The following is a 21,520-nucleotide window of genomic DNA, read 5'->3' as shown; positions in this document are numbered from 1 at the left end:
TCCATTTCTATCGTTTCGACCGATAGGACGCACGCGTACAGCGCGTACGTGAAATTCGGCGGCGCCAAAATCAGCACAGGCTGGGCATGCGGCACATGTTCTAGTCTATCTGACAAACCAGGAAGCAGCCGCTTTCCTGATTGATTGCGCGTCAGGCTTGTTGTCAGAAGCCCAGGCGACAATCCCGTCTGGGCGTATCAGTACAGTGCTCAGGCCCAGCTGTTCTTTGGCCCGGCCCGGAACATACTTGATTCGGCCGCCGTATTCATTCGCCAAAGTTTCGAGGGAAGCATTCATATCGAAATCAAGCAGTATCCCTTGGCCGTCATGCATCAACTCGCCGATTCTTGTGCCGTCTTCGAACTCAAAATTGGGAACACTGTAGCCTGCCAGAGGGTGGCCGCCACCAAGATTGTAGTGGGTGAAAATACCCCATACCCTTCCAGCAAAATAGGTGGCGCCATCGCGGGTATTGATCAGGTCACGGACGATGGCATTGAGCGCGCGGGCATGCGGGTCCGGCCTCATGATTGCAACCTGGGCGCGTGACCAATCCAGGACCTGTGCGCCAATTGGGTAGCGTTCAGCATGATAACTCTCCAGCAAACCTTCCGGCGCTTTGTTCTGGACGATTGCGGCGAGCTTCCAGCCCAGGTTCATGGCATCACCCAGTCCAAGGTTGAGTCCCTGGCCTCCCAACGGCGAGTGGATGTGCGCGGCGTCGCCAGCTAAAAGTATCCTGCCGTTGCGGTAGCTTGTGGCCTGCCGTGAGCGGTCAGTCCAGGTGGTGACGATATGCAGGGCGCTGATGGTCACGTCGGTATCCGAGATGCGGCGCGCAACCTCCTGCACGTGTTCAAGCGTGGCTGGTTTCTTTGTGTGATGAAATGCCCCGGCGTCAAAGTCCTGCAGTATCAGGTAACCCGGCTGGGATTGGAAGTACATCCCTCTTGGCGTCACGTTTCGGCCTGGGTTGAGTTTCTCCGGATCGGCAATATCAAGCTGTGCAGAGTAGCCGGTAAATTCCGGTTCCGTACCGGCGAACTCAAAGCCGCCCGCCTTGCGAACCACACTACGGCTGCCATCACAACCCACGAACCACTGACTTTTAAAAGATTGCTCGCCTGACTGGACCGTCACCCCATCCTCGGTTTGCTGAAAGCCGGTAATGGCAAGCCCGCGCTTGATTTCTACACCCAAGGCTTCTGCGCGGCGAGCCAGCACGGATTCAAACTCCTCCAATTCAGACAACAAACTGGGATCCATCGAGTTAGGCAGGCGGTGCCCCCACTGTGAGGCATCAATATTGTCATATTGGAATTGAATGCCGGCGAAGTGCCCCCCTGGACGACGGAGTTGTGCCTCTTGTATGGAAGATGGCGCGCCATGGGGATCTTTAAGACGTTTTGTCAACTCAAGTTCTTTGAGCAATCCGCGACGGTAAAGCGCTTCAATGGTTGGCGCCGAGAGTCCCCGCATGCCGAAAGGAAGCTGCTTCAATGGCGAGTGCGGATTCTCCGCCTTTTCCAATATCAGGACGGAGCATTTGGCCAAGGCAAGTTCGCAGGCAAGGAACAGGCCCACGGGCCCAGCGCCGGCAATGATTACATCGTGAATGGAATGATTTTGTGCGGATTGTGTGGATTTCTTGCTTTCAAGCGTGGTTTTCAAGCGTAGCTTTCATGTGGGATGACTGATAGGCAAGATACTTGAATGCTTCTGCGTCAGGCTTGTACAAACGCGACAAAATCGCTGGCTGCAGCCTGTTTTCCTTTTTTTGCCTTTCGCGCGAATGCCGCCGGCGTAGTGCCGCTGTAGCGCTTGAATTCCCTGCTCAGGTGGGATTGGTCCGTATAGCCCAGTTCATGGGCCAAGCCGGCAAGACTGGAATCCGGACAAAGCCATAATCGGTTTCGTAGCTGCTCAAAGCGCATCAGGCCGGATACGTCTTTAACGCTATAGCCGGAAGATTGCTTGAATTTCCTTTCCAGCGTACGAACCGTCGCATGAGCCGCCGCCGCTACCTGGCTTACCGGCATGCTGCCGTTTGCCGCGTTCATGGCAACTCCCGCTTTGAACAGCATGCTGTCGATAGCAATCTGCGCCCGCATATTCAAGAAATAGCGAGTTACCTGAACCATCGCTTCATCTATCTTTTCAGCACGAATGGACGCATTCAATGTGGATTGAAGCTGGGCGACAGGATGCTCGAATATGCGCACGCCGTCTTTACCGGACGGCAGCCCCAGCAAATCGAACACGGCCCAAGGAAAGCACCTCACGCCAATGATTTCCAGATGGTTTTTCGCGCTGAAAAGAATGGGCTGATTGAGCAGCCCCATCATGAATGGCGACGGCAATGGCCGTAAGCCGCCATTGCTGGAAATACTGCAGGTGCTTCCGAAATAGAAAATAATCTCGGCGTAGCCGTCAGGCAGCACTTCAAAATCCGATTCCACATCGCCGAAGTCTCTTTTGTTATACCAAAAGCACTTTATGCTATCCCGCAGCTCTTCAGGAGGTTCAAATTCTTGGTGCTGCATTTTGAAAGATATGCATATGTGGGAAAAAGAAGTCGACAATTATTGACGCAGGATCTGCGGAAAACATTCGCCGCGAATGATCGCTCGATAAAGCTCACCGAGGGTGATCATACAGCGTATTCGCAAGTATCCTCAACGTCGCTGCGTTGTGCGAAGAGCGGTCATTATCGGTCAGAAACCGGTGAGGGATTTCGACGATTTTGGTAGTACAGGTGGCAATCCGGATCCTTCGCTACAGTTCGCTAGCCGTTCGGCGTTCCTTTGAATATCTTGCTAACAGTCGCTGGTGCCGTGCTTCGGTTGCGTCGTCGGCCGGGAACATGCATTCCAGGCGCAGCTCCTGCGCGGCAACAGTTTGCGGCGTCCCAATGCTCGTCACCATCGAAAAATAATTAAAAACTATTCCCTCGCTGACGAAGCCAAGTGGAATGACCGGCATCGCCGGCGTGGCGGCTGGCGCATAATGCGCCTTCCAGTCACGCGGCACGCCGGGATAGGCAAGAAGTTCGTCGATCAGGCGCCCGGTGCCGTCGTCGATCACATGACCGACCGATTCCCGGTACACCCGTTGCAGCAAGCTGCGCGCGACGTTGTTCCAATCGGCCACGAACGGACGCATGCCTTGCGGATCGAAGATCAGATGCAGCATGTTGCGCGGTCCTTCGCGCGAAGCCATGTCGATGAAGTGGTTGAAAAAGCGTGGCGCGGCATCGTTGGTCATCAGCACGTTCCAGTTGCGGTCCATCACGATCGCGGGAAATGGTTCGTGCTGGCGCATGACCCGTTCGAGCGCACGGACGACGCTGTGCATTTCCTGTGCGTTCCACGGCGCCTCCGAATACACCGGGGCGTAACCGGCGGCCAGCAGCAGCGCATTGCGTTCGCGCAGCGGCACATCGAGCGTTTGCGCAAGGGCCAGGATTGTGTGCCGGCCCGGTACGCTGCGCCCGCTTTCAATGAAGCTGATCTGGCGTTGCGAGACACCGGCCTCGAGCGACAGGTCGAGCTGGCTCACGCCGCGCACGTCTCGCCAATAGCGCAGCAAATCGCCAAATTCGCTGGTCGGCGCTTTCGGACCGGGACTGGCGACGCTCATCGGGTTTCCTAATCTGGCTGGACGAATGTGACCGATTCAAGATACGGGCGCATGCCAGGCGAATTCCTCGAACTGTGCCTCGAGCGCCGGCTGGGTAACGCTGCCAGTGTAGTTCGTGATGGTAGATGCGGCAACCACGGCAATGACTTCCAGTATCTGTTCGGAGCTGAATCCCGCTTCGAAGAAATGTCTCTGATCCGATTCGCTGATGCGGCCGCGCTTTTCTATCAGCGTGCGCGCCAACGTTGACAACGCTCCCAGTCCGGCGCCCGTAGGCAGGCCGCCGCGCCGGATTGCAGCGACATCGGCGGGAGGCACGCCTTGCCGCAACGCCAGCGCGGAGTGAAATGCGACCGCCCACGCGCTGGCGTTCGTGACCGCGTTGGTCAGCAGTAACGCCTGGATCTGCGGTTCCGTCAGAGTGCTCGCGTGCACGCGCTCGAACAGGCCGATGAAGCCATTGATCAGCACCGGTGAAGCGGCCATCGCAGCCGCGATGTTAGGGATCAGGCCGAACGCCTGTTGCAGTTGCTGGAGTACGGGCTTCGATTGCGCAGGGGCGGACTCGATCGTATGAAGGGGGTAACTGGACATGGAGGTTTCCTTGACGGTGAGCGTCGCCGGATTGGCGGCGCGACAGCCAAAGAGTAGGCGCCGTCGCGAGGCACGGCAATTACATCGGATGTAATCGTCGCGAAGCTACGAGTGCTTATCCCAGCTCACATGCCTGGTTGAATTGGTGAGCAAGTAAGCAACTATATCCACGACCATGTCAGAACGAGGCTGGCCAGCGATAAGTGGCGAATCTGCTCTTCAAGCAACTAGATAAGCCAGTATTTGATACTGGCGCCGGCATTGACGTTGTTTATCATCTGGACATGGCAGCCGTTGGCATTGCTTCTGCCTGCGATCGGCCATGCGAGCTCGATTACTGTCGGAAGTGCAATTTTTGTGCCGCGCTAAAACCGCCGCCCAGGCTCATGTGCCTTTATACAACGCTATTTGTGAACTTATGTTAATTGCCCGAAGTTTCGCTGGAAAAATTATCTTTTGAAAACTAATCTTCATTTCGTCAAGAAAATTTTCTTCATCCCCCTTGAGAATGTGGGATTTCTCAAGTACGCAATGCAGCACATTGGGCATTCCTTAATGCAGCCAAATAAAATTATTTGCACAAAAAAATCATTCCAAGCGGGGGAGCAATGGATAAACTGGATTTTGCAAACGGACTCACGGCTTGGAACGATTTACGTTTCACAGCGCCACGCAAACTATCTCCGTTGGCCACGCTGGCCATCCTGATTTTTTCCATCATTCTTGTTCCCGTTACCGCTTCGGCGCAACCCGCGTCTGCTGATGCCGCTATTGAAACGGCTCGGCAATGGCTGACTTTAGCCGATAGCCAGCAAGTCGATCAGATGTGGGAGCAAAGCGACGCGTTGATGAAATTGAAATCAGAGCAAGGCGCCTGGATCAAATACGTCAACGATATGCGCATCCGGCTGGGAACATCACCCAGCCGCCGTATCTGGCAATCGATGGAACACCAAATCAATAATCCGAGTTTGCCTCAGGGTGAATTTGTCGGGATCACTTTCGTTTCGGTCTATCCCAAGGCGTCTTCGTGGGAACGCGTCTCTCTGATATGGAAAGACGAACACTGGGCCCCAGTGGGCTATCAGGCAGGTGCTGTATCTGCAGCGGCTCAATAAGTCGCGGCAAATTTCCGGCGATCATTTCCTGTAGCGCAGCACAACAAGTCAATTTCAGCCAGATGATGGCCCTGATTCATTGCAGCGGAACACTTTAATTTCAATAGAGGGAAGCATGAGTAAATCTTATTGGATCGTTTATAGTCAAGCGCTTCGCAATCGGATTGTTGCGTCAGAACTCCTCACGCGAGGAAAAGGAAAGTCTAGCTGCTCAGGGCAGACGCCAAGAAAGTCAGGTTTGCTGACCGCGACTGCAGCTGCGGTCCTGTTCGCTTTCAGCGCCCCCATTTTTGCCGGCACAGCGATTCAGATTGACCAGATAAATGGCTCTTCCGCAACGGGTACTGGCGGCAGTGCTCCTGCCACGGCCGGTTCATTTTCGATTGCCATTGGTGGCGGCAGCGGCGCGAATGCACAAAATATCAGCGTCGCTATCGGTGATGCGTCCACTGCGACTGGAACCAACTCGGTGGGCATAGGCAGGCAGATTAGCGTGACCGGGAACAACGGTACTGGAGTCGGCTGGGCAGCGGTAGTCAGTGGCGCGAACGCCACTGCGGTCGGGCAGAATTCCAAAGCCACAAACACCGGCGATTCGGCATTCGGCTCCGCTGCGGCGGCCACAGGCGGTTCTAGCACGGCACTTGGCACAGGTGCAATCTCTTCCGGCACCAATAGCATTGCAGTTGGTTCAACTGCCACTGCTTACAACACCAATGGCATCGCCATGGGCAGCGGCGCGGTTGCTGGCGTCAGCGGCTCGGCCACCATTGCCAATGATGTCGCATTGGGTGCTGGCGCGTCGGCGACAGGCGGCAACACAGTGGCCATCGGTGGCAACGCCGTGTCTTCGGGCGTCGATAGTGTAGCCTTCGGCCACAGCGCTGCCTCCAGCGGCACGACCAGCATTGCGATCGGTTTTGCGGCGGTCGCTGCCAACACCGATGCCACGGCAATCGGGAACCAGGCAAAAGCAACTGGAGCGCAGGATACAGCGATTGGCGTGACCGCCGCGGCGACGGGCGGCAATAGCACTGCGATCGGTAATCATGCGCTCTCATCAGGAGGCAATTCCACGGCAGTCGGTGCGACCGCCAATGCTTCCGGTGGCCAGGCGTCCGCTTTGGGCCTGGGTTCTACTGCAAGCGGAACCAACGCTACGGCTTTGGGGATAGGCACGGTAGCGTCGAATTTCGGCAGTACAGCGGTGGGCAATCAGTCGCAAGCTACTGGTCTGAGCTCGGTAGCCTTGGGTAGCTTCACCAATGCCGCAGCGGCAAGCACAGTAGCAATTGGCGATACATCGTCAGTGGCATCCGGCGCCGGCTCGGGTTCTACCGCGATCGGCTACAAGTCGAACGTGACTGGCGGCACCGGCGCGGTAGCAATCGGCAGTCAGCAGACAGCAAACGGCAATGGTGCGGTAGCGATTGGTGATCCAAATTCAGTCACCGGCACCGGTGCTGTCGCAGTGGGTGCGAACAATACCGCCAATGGCAACGGTGCGCTGGCGCAAGGTAGCGGCAACGCAGCGACAGGCCAAGGCTCGGTGGCGTTGGGTAATGCATCTACCGTTTCGGCCGCCGGCGGCATTGCGTTGGGTGATACCGCTAGGGCATCCGCCGTGAAGGGCGTAGCCTTGGGTTCCGGCGCGACCGCCACCAATGCAAACGATGTAGCGCTGGGTGCGGGTTCGACGACGGCGGCAGCAGTGGCGACAGCAACCGGCACCATCAACGGCACCACTTACAACTATGCAGGCATTGCACCGACCAGTACGGTGAGCGTGGGAACATTGGCTAGCGAGCGCACTATCACCAATGTAGCGGCGGGCCGCGTTACCGCCACCAGCACCGATGCGGTGAACGGCAGCCAATTGTATGCTACCGACACGGCAGTCACGAATCTTGGCACGACAGTCACCAACATTAACAACGGTGGCGGCATTAAATATTTCCACGCCAATTCGATATTGGCGGATAGCCAGGCGACTGGCGCGGATTCGGTGGCTTCAGGGCCTCTGGCCGTGGCCTCCGGTATCAGCGCATCGGCCTATGGCAATGGCGCAAACGCGGCAGGGGTGAGCTCGGTGGCGGTTGGCAATCAGGCAACGGCCAGCAATATCTATGCGATAGCGCTAGGGTATAACACCAATGCAAGCGGCAGGAATTCGATTGCCCTGGGTTCTAATGCGGTGGCAGTCGGGAATGTGAGTACCAATGGCGGTCCAGCGAATGGATTTGCAATTGCGATCGGCCAGAGTGCCACCGCGACTGGCAGTTCCTCTACTGCAATTGGGGGAAACGCTGTGTCTTCGGGAACGAAGGCGCTGGCGCTAGGAGACACGTCCTTCTCGTCGGCAACAAGGTCTGTTGCGATAGGATCAAATTCGAGAGCGACAGCAGACTTTGCATTAGCCATTGGGAACCTGGCGACGGCTACAAACGTTGGCGACGTGGCTCTAGGTTCGGGATCAGCGACGGCGGCGGCGGTCGCCACCACTGGAGTGACGATCGGCGGCACGACCTACACTGTCGCAGGCACGGCGCCGACCAGCACAATCAGCGTTGGCGCCGTTAACAGCGAGCGCACCATCACCAATGTAGCGGCAGGTCGGGTGACGGCGACATCGACCGATGCAATCAACGGCAGTGAGTTGTTTGCGACGAATCAGGCGATCGTAAAATTGAACACAGGCGGAGTAGGCCCAGTGCAATATTCGGATGCCGCAACGCCGACCACGCCAAATGGTGGCGTACCATCCCAGGATCTGACCCTGGTCGGCGCCGCTACCGGTCCGGTGACTTTGCATAATGTTGCACCAGGCAGCTTGGGTGCGGCATCAACGGATGCGATCAATGGTTCTCAGTTGAACAAGGCTGGGACGTCGATAGCAAACAACTTCGGCGGTGGTTCGACGTTTGATCCGGTGACCGGTCAGGTCACGGCGCCGAACTATACGGTCCAGGGGAATAATTACAATAATGTGGGTAGTGCATTGGGCGCCGTGGACAACAACTTAACCACTTTGAACAATAGCCTCAACAACATTAATGGCGGTGGTGGAATCAAGTATTTCCATGTGAATTCCACACAGCCGGACTCGCAAGCAGTCGGAAATAATAGCCTTGCGGCAGGACCTAATGCGGTTGCAAACAATACCAGCAGTGTTGCAATTGGCAATGGCGCAACGGCGTCTGCCGACAATAGTGTTGCCTTGGGTAGCGGCTCTCAAGCGACACGCGGCGCCCAAAACTATGTCGGCCCGTATTCGAACGTGCAAAACAACACTGCTGGTACGGTTTCTATCGGCGCCCCAGGTGCTGAACGCCAGCTGACAAATGTCGCCGATGGGTCGCAAGCTACCGATGCAGTCAATCTCAGACAATTGGATGGGGCTGTGACCCAGGCTGCCCAATACACCGATAACCAGATCAAGAATCTTGCAAATAATCTTGGGACCGGATCGACTGGGATGTTTCAGGTAAGTCCTGACTCAACCACGGCTCCCAAGGCTACAGGCAGCAGTTCTGCGGCCGGTGGATCGGGGGCCGTTGCATCCGGCTCGAACTCCACTGCGCTTGGCCACAATGCCAGTGCAACTGCCAATAACTCGGTTGCTTTGGGCAACGGTTCAGTTGCCGATCGCGTCAACACGGTTTCTGTGGGATCTGCCGGGAACGAGCGTCAAATTGCCAATGTGGCGGCGGGTACGGCTAATACAGACGCCGTCAACGTGGGACAGCTAAATAGCGCAACCAAGGGTGCAGTCAAATATGACAATAACGCGGATGGCTCGGTGAACGATACCAGTGTGACGCTCAATAGTGGCGGTAGTGCTGTTGCAATCCATAACGTCGCCAATGGCGTGTCGTCGGGTGATGCCGTCAACTATGGTCAGCTTCAGGGCGCTGTCAGTCAAGCAAATGCTTATACGGACAACCAGATTGCTGGCGTCCGTCACGATCTCAATCAGATTGGCAAGAATGCTGATGCCGGCGCGGCTTCTGCGATTGCTGTGGCGTCGCTGACGCAGTCGATCTACGCTGGCGCCGGCATGGCATCTGCTGCAGTCGGTACATATCAAGGACAAAGTTCGCTCGCATTAGGGGTTTCCAAAGTATCGGATAACGGCCGTTGGGTGGTCAAAGCTGCAGTAACGACGAACACGCAAGGTCAGTTTGGCGCCGGCGCCGGCGCTGGCTTCCACTTCTGATTATCGCCTTGGAGACCGTTAATCTACGACATGTTGTCCAGGTTCTTCGGACCTGGACAACAAAAAAACAAAGGGTGACATATGAACAACAAACATAAAGTGCTTGCCGCACTGACATTCGTGACGATGCTGCTGGGTGGATGCGCTACCAGCCATAACGCCGCTGAAAATACTAGCGATGCAAGCGGTGATCAACAAGTGCAGTTTCCTGCTCGATCCACGGCGTGGCTTAAAGAGGGCACTTTTCCAAATGAGGAGAACCTGCGGAAGATAAGAACTGGGATGTCGAAAAATCAGCTTTATGCGCTAATCGACAAGCCACATTTCAGCGAAGGGCTCTTTGGAGTGAAACAATGGAATTACATTTTCAATTTCCGTACAGGGAAAGGAAATGAGTTCATCACATGCCAATATCGTGTCGATTTTGATGCGAACAGCTTAACCAGAGCTATGTATTGGGATCGTCCTGAATGTGCAAACATACTGAACCCAGTGCCTAATGCTGCTCCCCCTGCGCTTGCCGCCGTCGCCCCGCCAGTGGAAGTGCAAAAAATAAGTTTGGCAACTGATGCATTATTTCGATTCGCCCATGGAGAGAGAAAAGATATTTTGCCGGAAGGGCGGGTAAAGCTAGATCAACTCGCTCAACAATTAAAAACGATGACTGTCGAGAAAATACTTGTCGTTGGCCATACGGATCGTCTTGGCACAGATGCCTACAATGACGCGTTGTCATCGAGTCGCGCCAAAACTGTGGTGAGTTATCTTGCTGACGCAGGAATCCGGCCCGCATTAATGCACGCTGAAGGGAGGGGCAAGCGAGAGTCGATAACAACATGTGACCAAATAAATCGCGCAGAGCTGATCTCTTGCTTGCAGCCAGATCGTCGCGTGGTGTTGGAAGTTACCGGGAAATCTAAGACGCTATTGCGAAATTAAATTAGTGATTCAAGGAAGATCCAACAAATAAGCGAGCATGCCAAGGAAAGGAGGGGCGGCGCTGAAAATTCAGGCATGCGTGTGAGAATCCTGCTCAAGCTGCCGAACTGGGCGTGCAGCGCTATCGTTTATAATCTGTCGTGTTCAAGCCAGTTCAAGAGCGGGTTTGGCCGTTTAGCATTTTTCAGTTCCGTAACTCTTTTTTAATATGGTTGTCCCAAATTTCCCCGTATCATTCCAGCTGTTTCCATTTACCTCAGTAGTCCTTGTTTCATTCCCCTCATAGTCAATACCAGAAGACGATGTTTTTGCGAGCCGCGGCCCCGCAAATAACCGGACTTCTACACGATATCTATTCCAACAGGGAGTTTCATGCATGCCTCGCCACGTTTTCATCTCGCATTTTTTCTTGCGGCTACCTATCCGCTTGCAGCCTCTGCCGCTGACGCCGACAGTGCTGCGGACGTAGTCGTCGTCGGCCAAAAGCAACCGTATCGCAGCATCTCCGCTACAGGCGCTACCAAGACCGATACACTCTTGATGGATTTGCCGCAGAGCGCGCGCGTATTAACTGCCGATTTATTGCAGGATGTCGGCGCCGTCAAGTTTTCCGACGCCTTGGATCTGGCCAGCGGCATCGCCCGTCAAAGCAATCTGGGTGGCCTGTGGGACAGTTATGCCATGCGTGGCTTCACGGGCGATCCGAATTTCGGCTCCGATTTCCTGGTCAATGGCTTTAATTCTAGCCGCGGCTACAACGGCCAACGCGATGCTGCCAATACGAACACCGTCGAAATATTGAAAGGTCCTGCTTCCGCGCTGTATGGTCGCGGCGATCCAGGCGGCACCGTTAATATCACAACTAAAAAACCTTTGTTTCAACCGTCTCAAACCATTGAGCAATCCATCGGCAACTACAGTACTTACAGAACCGCGGTCGATCTGACCGGCCCTCTCAGTGAAACGGTCGCCTACCGCCTTAACGCCGCCTATCAGAACGGCAACAGTTTTCGCGATACCGAGCATTCCGAGAGTTATGTGATTTCGCCTTCCTTTATCTGGATGATCTCGCCGGATACCACTCTTTCTTATGAAATGGAGGCGGTCCAGCAAAGAACGCCGTTTGATCGCGGCGTCCTGGCAGTTAACGGAAGGCTCGGCCTGATTCCCAACTCGCGCTTTCTCGGTGAACCTAGCGACGGTCCGATCACCATCAAGTCGCTCGGCCACCAGCTGTTCGTACAACATCAATTCAACGATGACTGGTCGCTGCAGAGCGGATTGTCCTATCGCGAAAGTTCGCTCCAGGGGTTGTCGACAGAGGCCGGCAAATTGCTTGCCGATGGACGCACCTTATGGCGCCAGCATCGTCTTCGTGATTTCTCGGCCACCGATACCTCTGGCCGTTTGGAATTACTCGGTAAAGTCGCAACCGGGCCGGTGGTGAACAATCTGCTGTTCGGCGTCGATGCTTATCGCTTCGACGACGATCGCGTTTTGATGCGCGCCAATCCAACTGCGGCCTCTCCGTATGCGATTGATATTTACAATCCTGTATATGGTCAATCCGTGCCGGGGGCCATGACGCTTAATATCAGCACCAAGGAAAAGCAGCGCGCACATGGCCTGTATGCGCAGGACCAGATCGACATTAGCAAGCAATGGAAGGCCTTGATCGGGGTGCGTTACGATAATTACACGCAAACTTTCGATGACCGGCGTTTCTTGCGCAATACCGAACAATCCGGCAACGCGACCAGCCCGCGCGTCGGTATCGTCTATCAGCCGCTCAAGACGCTGTCGTTCTATGCCAGCGTATCCAAAGGTTTCCGGCCAAGCAGCGGCACTACGTCGGGCGGCCTGCCTTTTGCGCCGGAAAGCAGCCGTTCTTATGAAATCGGTACAAAGTACGATGCGGCCAACGGCAAACTCAGCAGCACTTTGGCGGTTTATAAGATTCAGAAACAGAATGTGCTAACGGTGGATCCGTTGGACCCTAGTTACTCAGTCGCTGCCGGCGAGGTCGAAAGCCGCGGCGTTGAACTCGACGTTTCTGGAGAAATCGTTCGCAACTTGCGTCTAACTGCAGCGTATGCCTACACCGATACCAAAATCACCAAAGACAATTTATTCAAGGTTGGCAGCGCATTGCCGGATGTGCCTAAAAATAGCGCCAACCTGCTCCTGGTTCAGGACTTCAAACTTGGCGACGGCGTTGCATCTTTTGGTGGCGGTGCGAACTATGTCGGTGAACGCAGCGGCGACGTAGCGGTAAGCAGTAATTTTAAATTGCCTGCCTATACCACCTACAAAATGATCGCTTCTTACAAGCCGACCAAAAAGCTGCGCGTCTCGTTGAATATCGACAACCTGTTCAACAAGACCTACTACGCCAGCTCTTACAGTCAACTCTGGGTTGCTCCCGGGACGGAGCGCACGGTCACGCTGAAGGCACAATATAAATTCTAATTCCCTGATTTAAGGCGCTCCACCGCCCAAGCGTGCAACGGAGCATAAGTCAGGTGTGGTGGACTCGTAATGCCTAGCCGTGTTAAATCGAAATCCAGCGCAAAACTATGTTGGTCGAGCGCTGGACGCGATTTTGCGCTGCAGGGAAGGGGGGCTTGCGCACCACCCCCCATACCTACTCTCGCAGCGATTGATGCTGCGTCCCTGAAGATGGGCGTCTTCGTGCACGCCCATCTCCATTGCCAACCAGATAGGTGAGTAAGTGGATGTCGCTTACACCGAGCTTCGCAGCACTATAACGCGATATCTGGCACTTTTTTCACTTGTCCAGGGTGCTCGACGGGAGCGGTCCCTGGAACGAAGCCCTCCAAACTTGGCGATGCGATAGTCAATTGCAAAGTTTCAGCGGTGCTTGCCCATGTCGTCGCAAGCAGCTGCGGGTTCTCATTGAGCTTTTGTCCATAAGTGGGAACGATCTCGCGAATTTTTTTCTGCCAGGCAGGTGTCTTCATCCGATCAGGGAAAACTTTCTCCAGCAGTGACAGCATGATCGCTGGCGAGGTAGAGCCACCAGGCGACGCGCCCAGCAATGCAGACACGGAGCGATCTTCGGAAACCACGACTTCGGTACCCAGCTTCAATACGCCGCCCTTGTCGGGCATGTTCTTGATGATCTGCACACGCTGGCCGGCTTGCCACAAACGCCAGTCTTCGTCTTTTGCCTCAGGCATGTAGCGGCGCAGCGCCGCCATCTTGTCTTCCCTGGACAGCTCCAATTGCTGCGCGAGATATTTGACGAGCGCAAACTCATGGGCGCCGACTTGAAGTTGCGGAATGATATTGGAGGGCGTGGTTGCCTTCGCGATATCGAAATACGATCCGTTCTTGAGGAATTTGGTGGACCAGGTGGCGAACGGCCCGAACAGCAGCACGGTTTTACCATCCAGCACGCGGGTATCCAGATGCGGCACCGACATCGGTGGCGAACCCGTATCCGCCAGGCCATAGACCTTGGCCAGATGGCGCGAAGTAATGGCGGGATTATCCGTGACCAGGAATTCACCGCCCACCGGGAAGCCGCCATACTGCTTCGCCTCAGGAATGCCTGACAACTGCAGCAGCGGCAATGCGGCGCCACCGGCGCCGATGAAGATGTGGCGCGCATCAACGGTCTGGACCTTGGAACTATCCTTGATGTCGAAAGCCGATACACGCCAGGAGCCATCCTCATTGCGGGTGATCGAGCGCACCTCATATCCGGTGGTGATCTTGCCGCCCGCATTGCTGCTGAGATGCTTGTAGAACTGGCGGGTAATCGCGCCCAGGTTGACATCGGTGCCGAGCGGCGAACGGGTGGCGGTGACCATCTCGTCCGGCTTGCGGCCTTCCATCATGATCGGAATCCATTCAGCAATCTTGGTCGGTTCCGTCGTCATTTCCATGCCAGCGAACAGCGGCGATGCCTTCAAGGCTGCGACGCGCTTGCGAATGAATTCACGGTTCTCCGGACCAAAGACCAAATTCATGTGCGGTGTCGAATTGATGAATTCGCGCGGATTGCCCAGAACGCCCTTGCGCACCTGATGCGACCAGAATTGGCGCGAGATCTGGAAGTTCTCGTTGATGCCGATCGCCTGGGTAATATGCACTTCACCCTTGTCGTCCATCGGGGTGTAGTTCAGTTCGCAGAGCGCCGAGTGGCCGGTGCCCGCGTTGTTCCAGCCATTCGAACTTTCTTCCGCCACGTTGTCCAGGCGTTCGAACACTTCATAGGTCCAGCCAGGCTCCAGCTCGGACAGATAGACACCGAGCGTCGCGCTCATGATGCCGCCGCCGATCAGCAGCACGTCCACCGTGCGATCCGCCTTGGCAGCGCGGAATTGGCCACCGAACAGGACCGAGTAGCCGCCCAATACGGCTGCGGCGCCGACGGCAGTGCCAATAAATTTACGCCGGGAGAAGCGCTTGCCTTTGGGATTTGCTACCGTATTCTTGTTATTTGCTTGACTCATGGAAATTTTTTGTCGTAAGTAATATTAAAAGCGACAGGCACCCCTCAATCAAAAATGGTGCCGGATACCGAAAAAACCTCATTCAATCGAGGAACAGGGGCTCAATTATGCTTGATTTGCAAGTTCATCACAGAACAATCAATTCCAATCACATTGATCGGATGTGAACTTAGCCGTGCCAGCAATGAAACTACGGCGCTGCCGGTGCCGCCGCAACCAACCACGCCTACGCGCAACGCCTTCACAACTGTGAAGCTAAATACAGCGACCGGTCCTCACTAAGAAAGAGGGTAGGTGATGCGGTATTTACCGATTTTCGTATGCTTCGGCGCACCGACGCCGCCTGGATGGCTCACCCCTGAAAAACCGGTTTTGACGTTCGGTTCTAACACCCAAGTCGGTACATCCTTGCCCTGACATCTTGCCTTCGGATTCGCAGCTGTTGCTGCGATTGCGATGTCTGACCGATATTAGATGCGGCATCAATAGATTTTATTTCCTCAGCCAGGTAGTAGCACTGGCCCTGCATGTTGCTGGTTATTGCCTGCGTCGACTCGCCAGCCATCGTAACTATCCCAGGGCGTTGTATGTCTGCCCTGATTCTTGCGCGCGTATCGGCAATCGTTTGCTGGTTTGGGCTAACGAAGCCGCCGCTTGTTTCCTTGATGACCATGGCCGTCTGCTGTTCCGCGCCTGCGCATTTTTTATCTGAGTAGGTGGTCTTTCCACCTGATTTGCATTTGATTATTCCCGTTGGTTGCTCTGTCGCTGGCTTGGTTTCCATGCTCGCGATATAGCTTCGGTTTTTCATGTCTTTGACAGCAGGGTTCGGTGTACGCACGACGCTTTTTGTTTCAGCCTGGTTGATGCTATCCATTGTTGTTGGTCCGCTCATTAGCCAGACGGCGCCACCGACAATTCCGACTGCTAGCATCAGGCTAGTGCCTTTGATTATCAGGTCGTTGGCCATGTCGCGTCCCTTGTTGAAATATATTGCCATTTAAACATAGATTCCAATTTGCAATCTTTCCATTTGCGCCGATATGCAACTGGAATTGTTTGAGCGTGAGCAGATCAGTCAGGCTGAGCTGGAGCACATGATGATGCAGATTCGACAGTCGTACTGGCATCTGCGCAATTTACGAAGTGTTCGCTGGAATGATGGTCGCCGGCGTTGGGAGTATCGAAAAGTGGCCGTGCATAAACAACGCCTGCTGATCGCAGGCGTGGATAAGAGAGAAATTCTGGATTTGCTAGCTTGTTGCCGGCAGAAGTGTAGTGCCAAGAAGCAGCCGTTCAAGCCATGCAAATATTGTGGACGTTAGTTTGCAAAATTTTGTTCCAATCGGCCCACGGTTACTGGTGACTCTCTGGCAAGCCAGGAACAGATTTATGCAAAATTCCGTTGCGTAAAGTTGTATCTGCGGCCGACGACGGTGGCTTCGCGTAACCGATAAGGCGCTGCCGGCAGCCGCTCTCCGCAGCTGGTGCCGCCGGAACAACCAGCGCGAAAACCTGACGCCGGCTATGCTGATGCAACCCACTCATGCAGCTCGACGTCGGTCCGGATCCAGTCGGCAGGCCGGCACCAGGTCCACGTCTAAGTGCACCTGGTCGGTCAGCAAGCTGGTGCTGGATCTCCGGTTGGGACTACCAGGGCTAATTCCTAGCTCCGACTGCGCTGGCACAACGGGGTTCGGGAGCAATGGAATAGGGAAGTCAGTTAAGCCGCGAGCATCAACAGTGTCGGTCGGTTCCTTCCATGTGGACCTCTCTTTCCGAGAAGCAGTGTCGGTCATCCGCGTCGCAGGCGATGTCGCTCAGTAGCTCGCTCATCGCTTCATCCATGGAAATCGATTAGCCACCACCAGCCATTATCGCGTAACCACTCCCAAGTACAATGAGGTATGCCGGAATCGCAATGAGCACTAAGCCGGCAAGGATCTGAATGGTACCTTGAAGAGGTAATCCCCTCACAGCCGTCACGACTCCCCCGACGAAAGCGAGGAGACCACATATTGCGATACCAACGATGGACACTCGGTCGCCCGCGATGAATCCCCAGACAGAGACAGCAGCCAGGAATAATATAAACCAGGTGAGCGTGGAGAATATTCGGGGATCCCGCCACCCCGTCGCAGACTTTGCCGCGACGCCCGATGCGATTACCACCGACTCTTCGCCACTTAGTGAATCTTCATGTTCTGACATTACCTCGACCTCCATAAGTTGTTTGAACTATACATCGTCTCCTGTCCTGTTGCTTGCCCGATGTCCGAACTGCTCAACTGAGTTGGCTGTTCCGTTGATCCCCGAACCTCAAATTATCTACGCTCGGAAATCAGCGAGCCCGCCTATGCGGAGCGCCAATCTGCCAGCGCCATCGACCCATACGCCTTCCAGCTAACAGGCTGGCTCAAGACCGAGGCAGCAAAATCCCGCAAGCAGCGGCGAAGTCTCAAGCAGCTCCACGAAGAGCTCATCGATTTGGGATTCAAGGGGTCTTATGACCGGGTCGCTGCATTCGCCAGACAATGGAGAGAGGTCAACCGGAGTGGGTCAATTCAGCGCGCAAACGAACAACGAGTTACTTTCGCCATCCATTGGTGGTGCTGATAACTTGAAAATTGCTAATTTGATGAAGCAAGACAGTTCGGTAAATTTTCATGGTTGGAGCGTTCCCATAGTCGTCTTATCCTGTGTAGTGCTGGCGCTCATGGCGGGCTGGCTATTTTATTCAACGCATTACGCTGGTCGAGAAGATGACTGGAGGTTTGAACGTTGCGTCCGCTGGTATTTAATACAACAACAAAATGAGTCGATGGACACAATGTGAGAATGTAGATGTTGCCGGGGACTGGGCAGAAAGTTACGCATGGATGGCCGGTGATCGGTGATGCCGTGTGGATGGAGTGCGTCGATCGGCGGCATCTGCAGTAACAGCTTCCCAGTCAAGTCGTTGCTGGGGTCCGTCTCATAGGCGGTGTGTCACCATAATTATTTCTGCGCAGGGGGCTGGGAACAAATTTATGCAAAAACGGGAACAATTTTGTGCAAACCAACGATGGATAAACCGCGACGCTTCCGGTTCATTTATTTTACATAATACAAATCGTGGGGGTATTAGCTTTGAGCAGTGGTGTGGCTTGTGAGGGCGTCGGTGTCAAAAATAAAGTGACAACGCCCAACACTGCAACGCTAGCTGCCGTCGCCGCTGTCCTCTGAAAAAAATCTGTCCAAAAGGACTTTTGTCCGCTCACTTCTTCCCGGTCGGCTTCTACAGCTGCGATTACTTCGATTACTGGGATGCCTAGTTTTTCTGACACGCTTGCTGCTGCTTGATTTGTCATAAAGCTGTGTCCCTTGCGCCAGTTTGACGGCACGCTGTGCGTCCACCCCATCAGTTTGGCTACGTCCTTGTCTGTTTTCACGTCCAGTGCTTTTTGCAGCTGATCTAAGTATTTGCTGATGCGCATGATTTTTTCCTTGTTGATCCAAATATTTTGGATTAATATCCAATTTAGTTGGATTCCAGTATTGTTGGATTTAACCGAATCATAGCAGTTCCGTTGGAAAGGTAAACCGGTGTTTCTTTACGGCTCGTTGATTGTCGGTTCTTTGCGATCAGGGTTGATTCCGTGTTTTGCCGCTTTTGTAAGTGATTCGCCGCAGTGTGGGCAGTGCTTTTTTTCTGGGTTCATTTTTTTGTATACCCATATTGCAACGGCGATGCCAAAGGCTATTGCGATTGCATCGCCAAGTAGTCCTAGCAGTTGTAGTAGCAACATTCGTTTCTTTCCGTAAATATTTTTAACTTTATCACTTTTTAAATTCAATCCGTCTAGAGGCGAAAAATCATGAAAAGCACAATCCAAGTTTTGCACGTTGTTCCTCACGCTGGCATTTCCAAAAAGACAGGCATCAACTACGACATGCGCATGGCGCAATGCATCGTTCATAAGGCAAATCGTGACACTGGTGTGATTGAGCCTCTGGTGGGCGAGTTGATGTTGCCAGAGCGCTACAAGGAAATTTCTCCCGGTATGTACGAGGTCGAATTCGAAGTGTCGATCTCTCGCGAAAAGCGTATCGAGTCGCAGGTTGCGGTGATGACGCTTGTCGCGAAGCCGAAGCCTGCTGTTGATCCGGTTCCGCCTGCTAAGGCTGCTTAATCATGCGTCCAGAAACACATTACGCGTTGCTGATGGTGTTTCTGTACGCCCTTATGCCAGCGTCGATTTTTGCTCAACGTTGGGTTCATATCTGGCTCTGCGAGAATTTCTGATGACTCCTCATATTGATCTGACTGCTGTACTTGGCGCTGCCTTGTCAAATGTGCGGGCGGTTGGTCTTTTAGTGTTGGGTGTCGTCGTTTCTATTGCTCGTATTTTTTGGATTCGTCGCGTTTTGACTGCGCGTCAGATCGAAAAGCAGGCCAATGATGATGCGTGGGAAGAACACAAGGCGCGACGTCGTGAACATGCGCGTGATCGTGCTCGGGGCCGCTGATGGCTACCTGTGCGATCGCAATTCAACAATCTGACGGGTCATACGTGCTTCAGCTTGATCCGTCGATTACAGATGTAACCACGTGTAGTTACGTGGTGCAAAGCGGGGCTGATGTTGCCAACAGTTTGTTGTTGATGTCGGCTGAAGATGGCGGTTTAGTCTCAGCGGCTATGGTGTCGGTCTGGGCGACTGCTTGGGGAATCGTTCAGGTTGCCCGTGTTGTTAAAGGAGGTAGTGAAAATGAAGCTGCATAAATTTGTTCGTTCTGTCGGTGCTGGTGTTTCTGCTGTTGCGCTGTTTGTTAGCGCGTCGGTTGCGCATGCTGCTGCCACTCCTGTCGATCTGTCTGCGCCAATTCAACAGGCTCAAACGGATGTCAGCACCAATGGCGTGTTGGTCCTCGGTGTCATCGTGGCCTGCGCTGCTATCGGCTGGATTCGTCGTATCCTCCGTTAATTTTCGGTTGGTCGGCGCGTTCTTGAACGGGGGCTTCGGCTCCCGTTTTTCCTCGGGAGGTCCTATGGGCTTGCTAGTCATCATTACTGTCTGCGGTGCTTTCTGGATTTTATTTCGATCATGAATATTTTTCTGTTGAGAGCTCTGTCCCGTTTTTGCATCATTGTGATGCTGCTGTGTTTTTATAATTTTGCCCATGCTAGCTATAGCTGGACGGGTTCGACCAGTGGTGGTAGTTCGAATGGTTTGTATCCGGATGCTGTTACGGCTTGTCAGAGTTATGCTCAGCCAACTTTGATGACTAATTTTGTGATGACGGTTAACACCGGTAACACTCGTTCGTGCACTTGGGTTGAGCGTGGCACGACGTATGGCGCTTCAACTGGTTTGGTCGCTGGAAGTGTTTGTACAGCGCCAAATGTTGTTGACTCCAAAGGCGCGTGCGGACCGCCTGTGCAGACTCAGTGCTATTCAGATCCTGCCGGATCTCACCATGATGCCTTGTTTGCAGGTACAGGAAAAAAAGCCAATGTGTGGCCGAAGAAGATCAATGGGTGCGATATCAACATCACGGGGTTGGATGACGACTGTCAGGGGCAACCTACAAGCGTGGCGGGGGTGTTTAACTGGTATTGCGGTTATGAATATAACTACGGCGGTACGGGCAGTTATGCGCCTGATACTCCGGGACCAACTGCTCCGAAACCGGTTGTTCCGACAACTGAGCCCGCAAAGTCCGATCAGCCAATGACGGCACCATCACCGAATCCGGATAATTCTTGTCCAGCTGGTACATCAAATATTGGTTCTGATTCTGCTGGGACCGCGATGTGTTCTGGTAATGGTACTGGTTCGGGTAATACCAAAAACACCACTACGAACGCGCCTCCTGTTACCACAAATAACTCTGACGGCTCTACGACTACAACGAACAGTTCTACGTCCGGCAACAAGGATGGTAGCTCCACCACGATCACTACTACGTGCACCGTTTCATCTGCCGGTGGTAAGAGTTGTACTGTATCGGGAAGCACCTCAAATAACGCTGATGGCGCGCCCGGAAAGAGCGATGGCAAGGATGCGACAAACAGTGATCCTCCAGGTGATGATTTTTGCGCTAAGCACCCTGAATTGAATGTTTGCTCAAACTCTCAGGTAGGTGGTACTGGTTGCAATGGCGCTACGTCGAATACAACTATTAGTGGCGATGCTATTCAGGGTGCAATTCTGCGCAAGATGCGGGATGACACGTGCGCCAATTTGGTCGCATCGGCGTCTAAAGATTTGGGAAATAAATTGCTCGGTGGCGCTGATCCTATGCAATCTCAAATTGATCAAACTAAGGCCGGTGACATTGTCGATTTAAGTCAGGACAAGTTGGACCAAAGCGGGTTTTTGGGTGGGGGTTTATGTTTGTCTGATCGTAATTTGTCATTCGCTGGTCATGATGTGCCTATCCATCTTTCCGCTGTTTGTCAGAACCTTTTGCCGTTGCGATATGTGATTGTTTCTTGTGCGTTGCTCGTTGCTTATTTAATCGTTAGTAAGTCAATTCTTCAGGGGTAAAT

At 53.9% G+C, this 21,520-nt stretch carries 18 protein-coding genes and 1 pseudogene; 11 read left to right on the top strand and 8 right to left on the bottom strand.

Going from position 1 to position 21,520, the window contains the following annotated elements; translation table 11 throughout:
• Positions 1-105: 105 nt before the first annotated feature.
• The 4 genes from CFU_RS11130 to CFU_RS11115 form a co-directional block, all read right to left on the bottom strand.
• The gene (locus CFU_RS11130) at positions 106-1,671 is read right to left on the bottom strand and encodes an FAD-dependent monooxygenase (protein WP_014006136.1); all 1,566 of its coding nucleotides are present in this window, start codon (positions 1,669-1,671) and stop codon (positions 106-108) included.
• A gap of 53 nt (positions 1,672-1,724) precedes the next feature.
• Positions 1,725-2,543 carry a helix-turn-helix domain-containing protein gene (locus tag CFU_RS11125; protein ID WP_041741776.1) on the bottom strand — a complete coding sequence of 273 codons (819 nt, stop codon included), beginning with the start codon at positions 2,541-2,543 and terminating at the stop codon, positions 1,725-1,727.
• Between the two features lie 232 nt (positions 2,544-2,775).
• The gene (locus CFU_RS11120) at positions 2,776-3,639 is read right to left on the bottom strand and encodes a helix-turn-helix domain-containing protein (RefSeq protein WP_014006134.1); all 864 of its coding nucleotides are present in this window, start codon (positions 3,637-3,639) and stop codon (positions 2,776-2,778) included.
• Between the two features lie 36 nt (positions 3,640-3,675).
• Entirely contained in the window at positions 3,676-4,233 is a 558-nt protein-coding gene (locus CFU_RS11115; protein WP_014006133.1) for a carboxymuconolactone decarboxylase family protein, read from the bottom strand.
• 608 nt (positions 4,234-4,841) lie between these two features.
• Between CFU_RS11115 and CFU_RS11110 the strand changes: the two genes are divergently transcribed.
• From CFU_RS11110 to CFU_RS11095, 4 genes are all read left to right on the top strand, one after another.
• On the top strand, positions 4,842-5,351 hold the full coding sequence (locus CFU_RS11110; protein WP_041741774.1) for a DUF4019 domain-containing protein: 510 nt from the start codon (positions 4,842-4,844) through the stop codon (positions 5,349-5,351).
• Between the two features lie 115 nt (positions 5,352-5,466).
• Positions 5,467-9,567, top strand: coding sequence for a beta strand repeat-containing protein (locus tag CFU_RS24475; protein ID WP_081466455.1), 4,101 nt, complete (start codon positions 5,467-5,469; stop codon positions 9,565-9,567).
• An 81-nt stretch (positions 9,568-9,648) separates the two neighbouring features.
• A complete protein-coding gene (locus CFU_RS11100; RefSeq protein WP_041741771.1) occupies positions 9,649-10,506 on the top strand; it encodes an OmpA family protein in 858 nt (285 codons plus the stop codon).
• Between the two features lie 372 nt (positions 10,507-10,878).
• Entirely contained in the window at positions 10,879-12,975 is a 2,097-nt protein-coding gene (locus tag CFU_RS11095; RefSeq protein ID WP_014006130.1) for a TonB-dependent siderophore receptor, read from the top strand.
• 293 nt (positions 12,976-13,268) lie between these two features.
• Here the strand turns inward: CFU_RS11095 and mqo are convergent, their stop codons facing one another.
• Entirely contained in the window at positions 13,269-14,987 is a 1,719-nt protein-coding gene (mqo, locus tag CFU_RS11090; RefSeq protein ID WP_014006129.1) for a malate dehydrogenase (quinone), read from the bottom strand.
• 385 nt (positions 14,988-15,372) lie between these two features.
• A complete protein-coding gene (locus CFU_RS11085; RefSeq protein WP_148264820.1) occupies positions 15,373-15,957 on the bottom strand; it encodes a hypothetical protein in 585 nt (194 codons plus the stop codon).
• A gap of 73 nt (positions 15,958-16,030) precedes the next feature.
• Between CFU_RS11085 and CFU_RS11080 the strand changes: the two genes are divergently transcribed.
• The 3 genes and pseudogenes from CFU_RS11080 to CFU_RS24470 all read left to right on the top strand — a co-directional run bounded on the left by CFU_RS11080 (position 16,031) and on the right by CFU_RS24470 (position 17,823).
• Positions 16,031-16,312, top strand: a complete 282-nt coding sequence (locus CFU_RS11080; RefSeq protein ID WP_050808557.1) for a hypothetical protein — start codon at positions 16,031-16,033, stop codon at positions 16,310-16,312.
• 1,000 nt (positions 16,313-17,312) lie between these two features.
• Positions 17,313-17,531, top strand: a pseudogene (locus CFU_RS25180) (IS21 family transposase); the annotation flags it as partial.
• Complete coding sequence (locus CFU_RS24470; RefSeq protein WP_238531433.1) at positions 17,494-17,823, top strand: hypothetical protein; 330 nt, start codon at positions 17,494-17,496, stop codon at positions 17,821-17,823. The pseudogene CFU_RS25180 and the gene CFU_RS24470, both read left to right, overlap by 38 nt.
• Before the next feature lie 262 nt (positions 17,824-18,085).
• Here the strand turns inward: CFU_RS24470 and CFU_RS11070 are convergent, their stop codons facing one another.
• Positions 18,086-18,463, bottom strand: a complete 378-nt coding sequence (locus tag CFU_RS11070) for a hypothetical protein (protein WP_014006127.1) — start codon at positions 18,461-18,463, stop codon at positions 18,086-18,088.
• 117 nt (positions 18,464-18,580) lie between these two features.
• Positions 18,581-18,871, bottom strand: a complete 291-nt coding sequence (locus CFU_RS24465; RefSeq protein WP_148264818.1) for a hypothetical protein — start codon at positions 18,869-18,871, stop codon at positions 18,581-18,583.
• On the opposite strand from CFU_RS24465, the gene CFU_RS11065 reads away from it, so the two are divergent.
• The 4 genes from CFU_RS11065 (at position 18,845) to CFU_RS24445 (ending at position 21,518) form a co-directional block, all read left to right on the top strand.
• Entirely contained in the window at positions 18,845-19,159 is a 315-nt protein-coding gene (locus CFU_RS11065; protein WP_014006125.1) for a hypothetical protein, read from the top strand. The genes CFU_RS24465 and CFU_RS11065 overlap by 27 nt on opposite strands.
• A gap of 112 nt (positions 19,160-19,271) precedes the next feature.
• A complete protein-coding gene (locus tag CFU_RS24460) occupies positions 19,272-19,496 on the top strand; it encodes a hypothetical protein (RefSeq protein ID WP_148264816.1) in 225 nt (74 codons plus the stop codon).
• A 240-nt stretch (positions 19,497-19,736) separates the two neighbouring features.
• Positions 19,737-19,952 carry a major capsid protein gene (locus tag CFU_RS24450; protein ID WP_148264814.1) on the top strand — a complete coding sequence of 72 codons (216 nt, stop codon included), beginning with the start codon at positions 19,737-19,739 and terminating at the stop codon, positions 19,950-19,952.
• A gap of 120 nt (positions 19,953-20,072) precedes the next feature.
• The gene (locus CFU_RS24445) at positions 20,073-21,518 is read left to right on the top strand and encodes a hypothetical protein (protein ID WP_014006124.1); all 1,446 of its coding nucleotides are present in this window, start codon (positions 20,073-20,075) and stop codon (positions 21,516-21,518) included.
• Positions 21,519-21,520 lie beyond the last annotated feature (2 nt).

This window comes from Collimonas fungivorans Ter331 (assembly GCF_000221045.1).
In the GTDB taxonomy this organism is placed as follows: domain Bacteria; phylum Pseudomonadota; class Gammaproteobacteria; order Burkholderiales; family Burkholderiaceae_D; genus Collimonas; species Collimonas fungivorans_A.
This window is presented reverse-complemented; position numbering and strand designations above follow the sequence as displayed.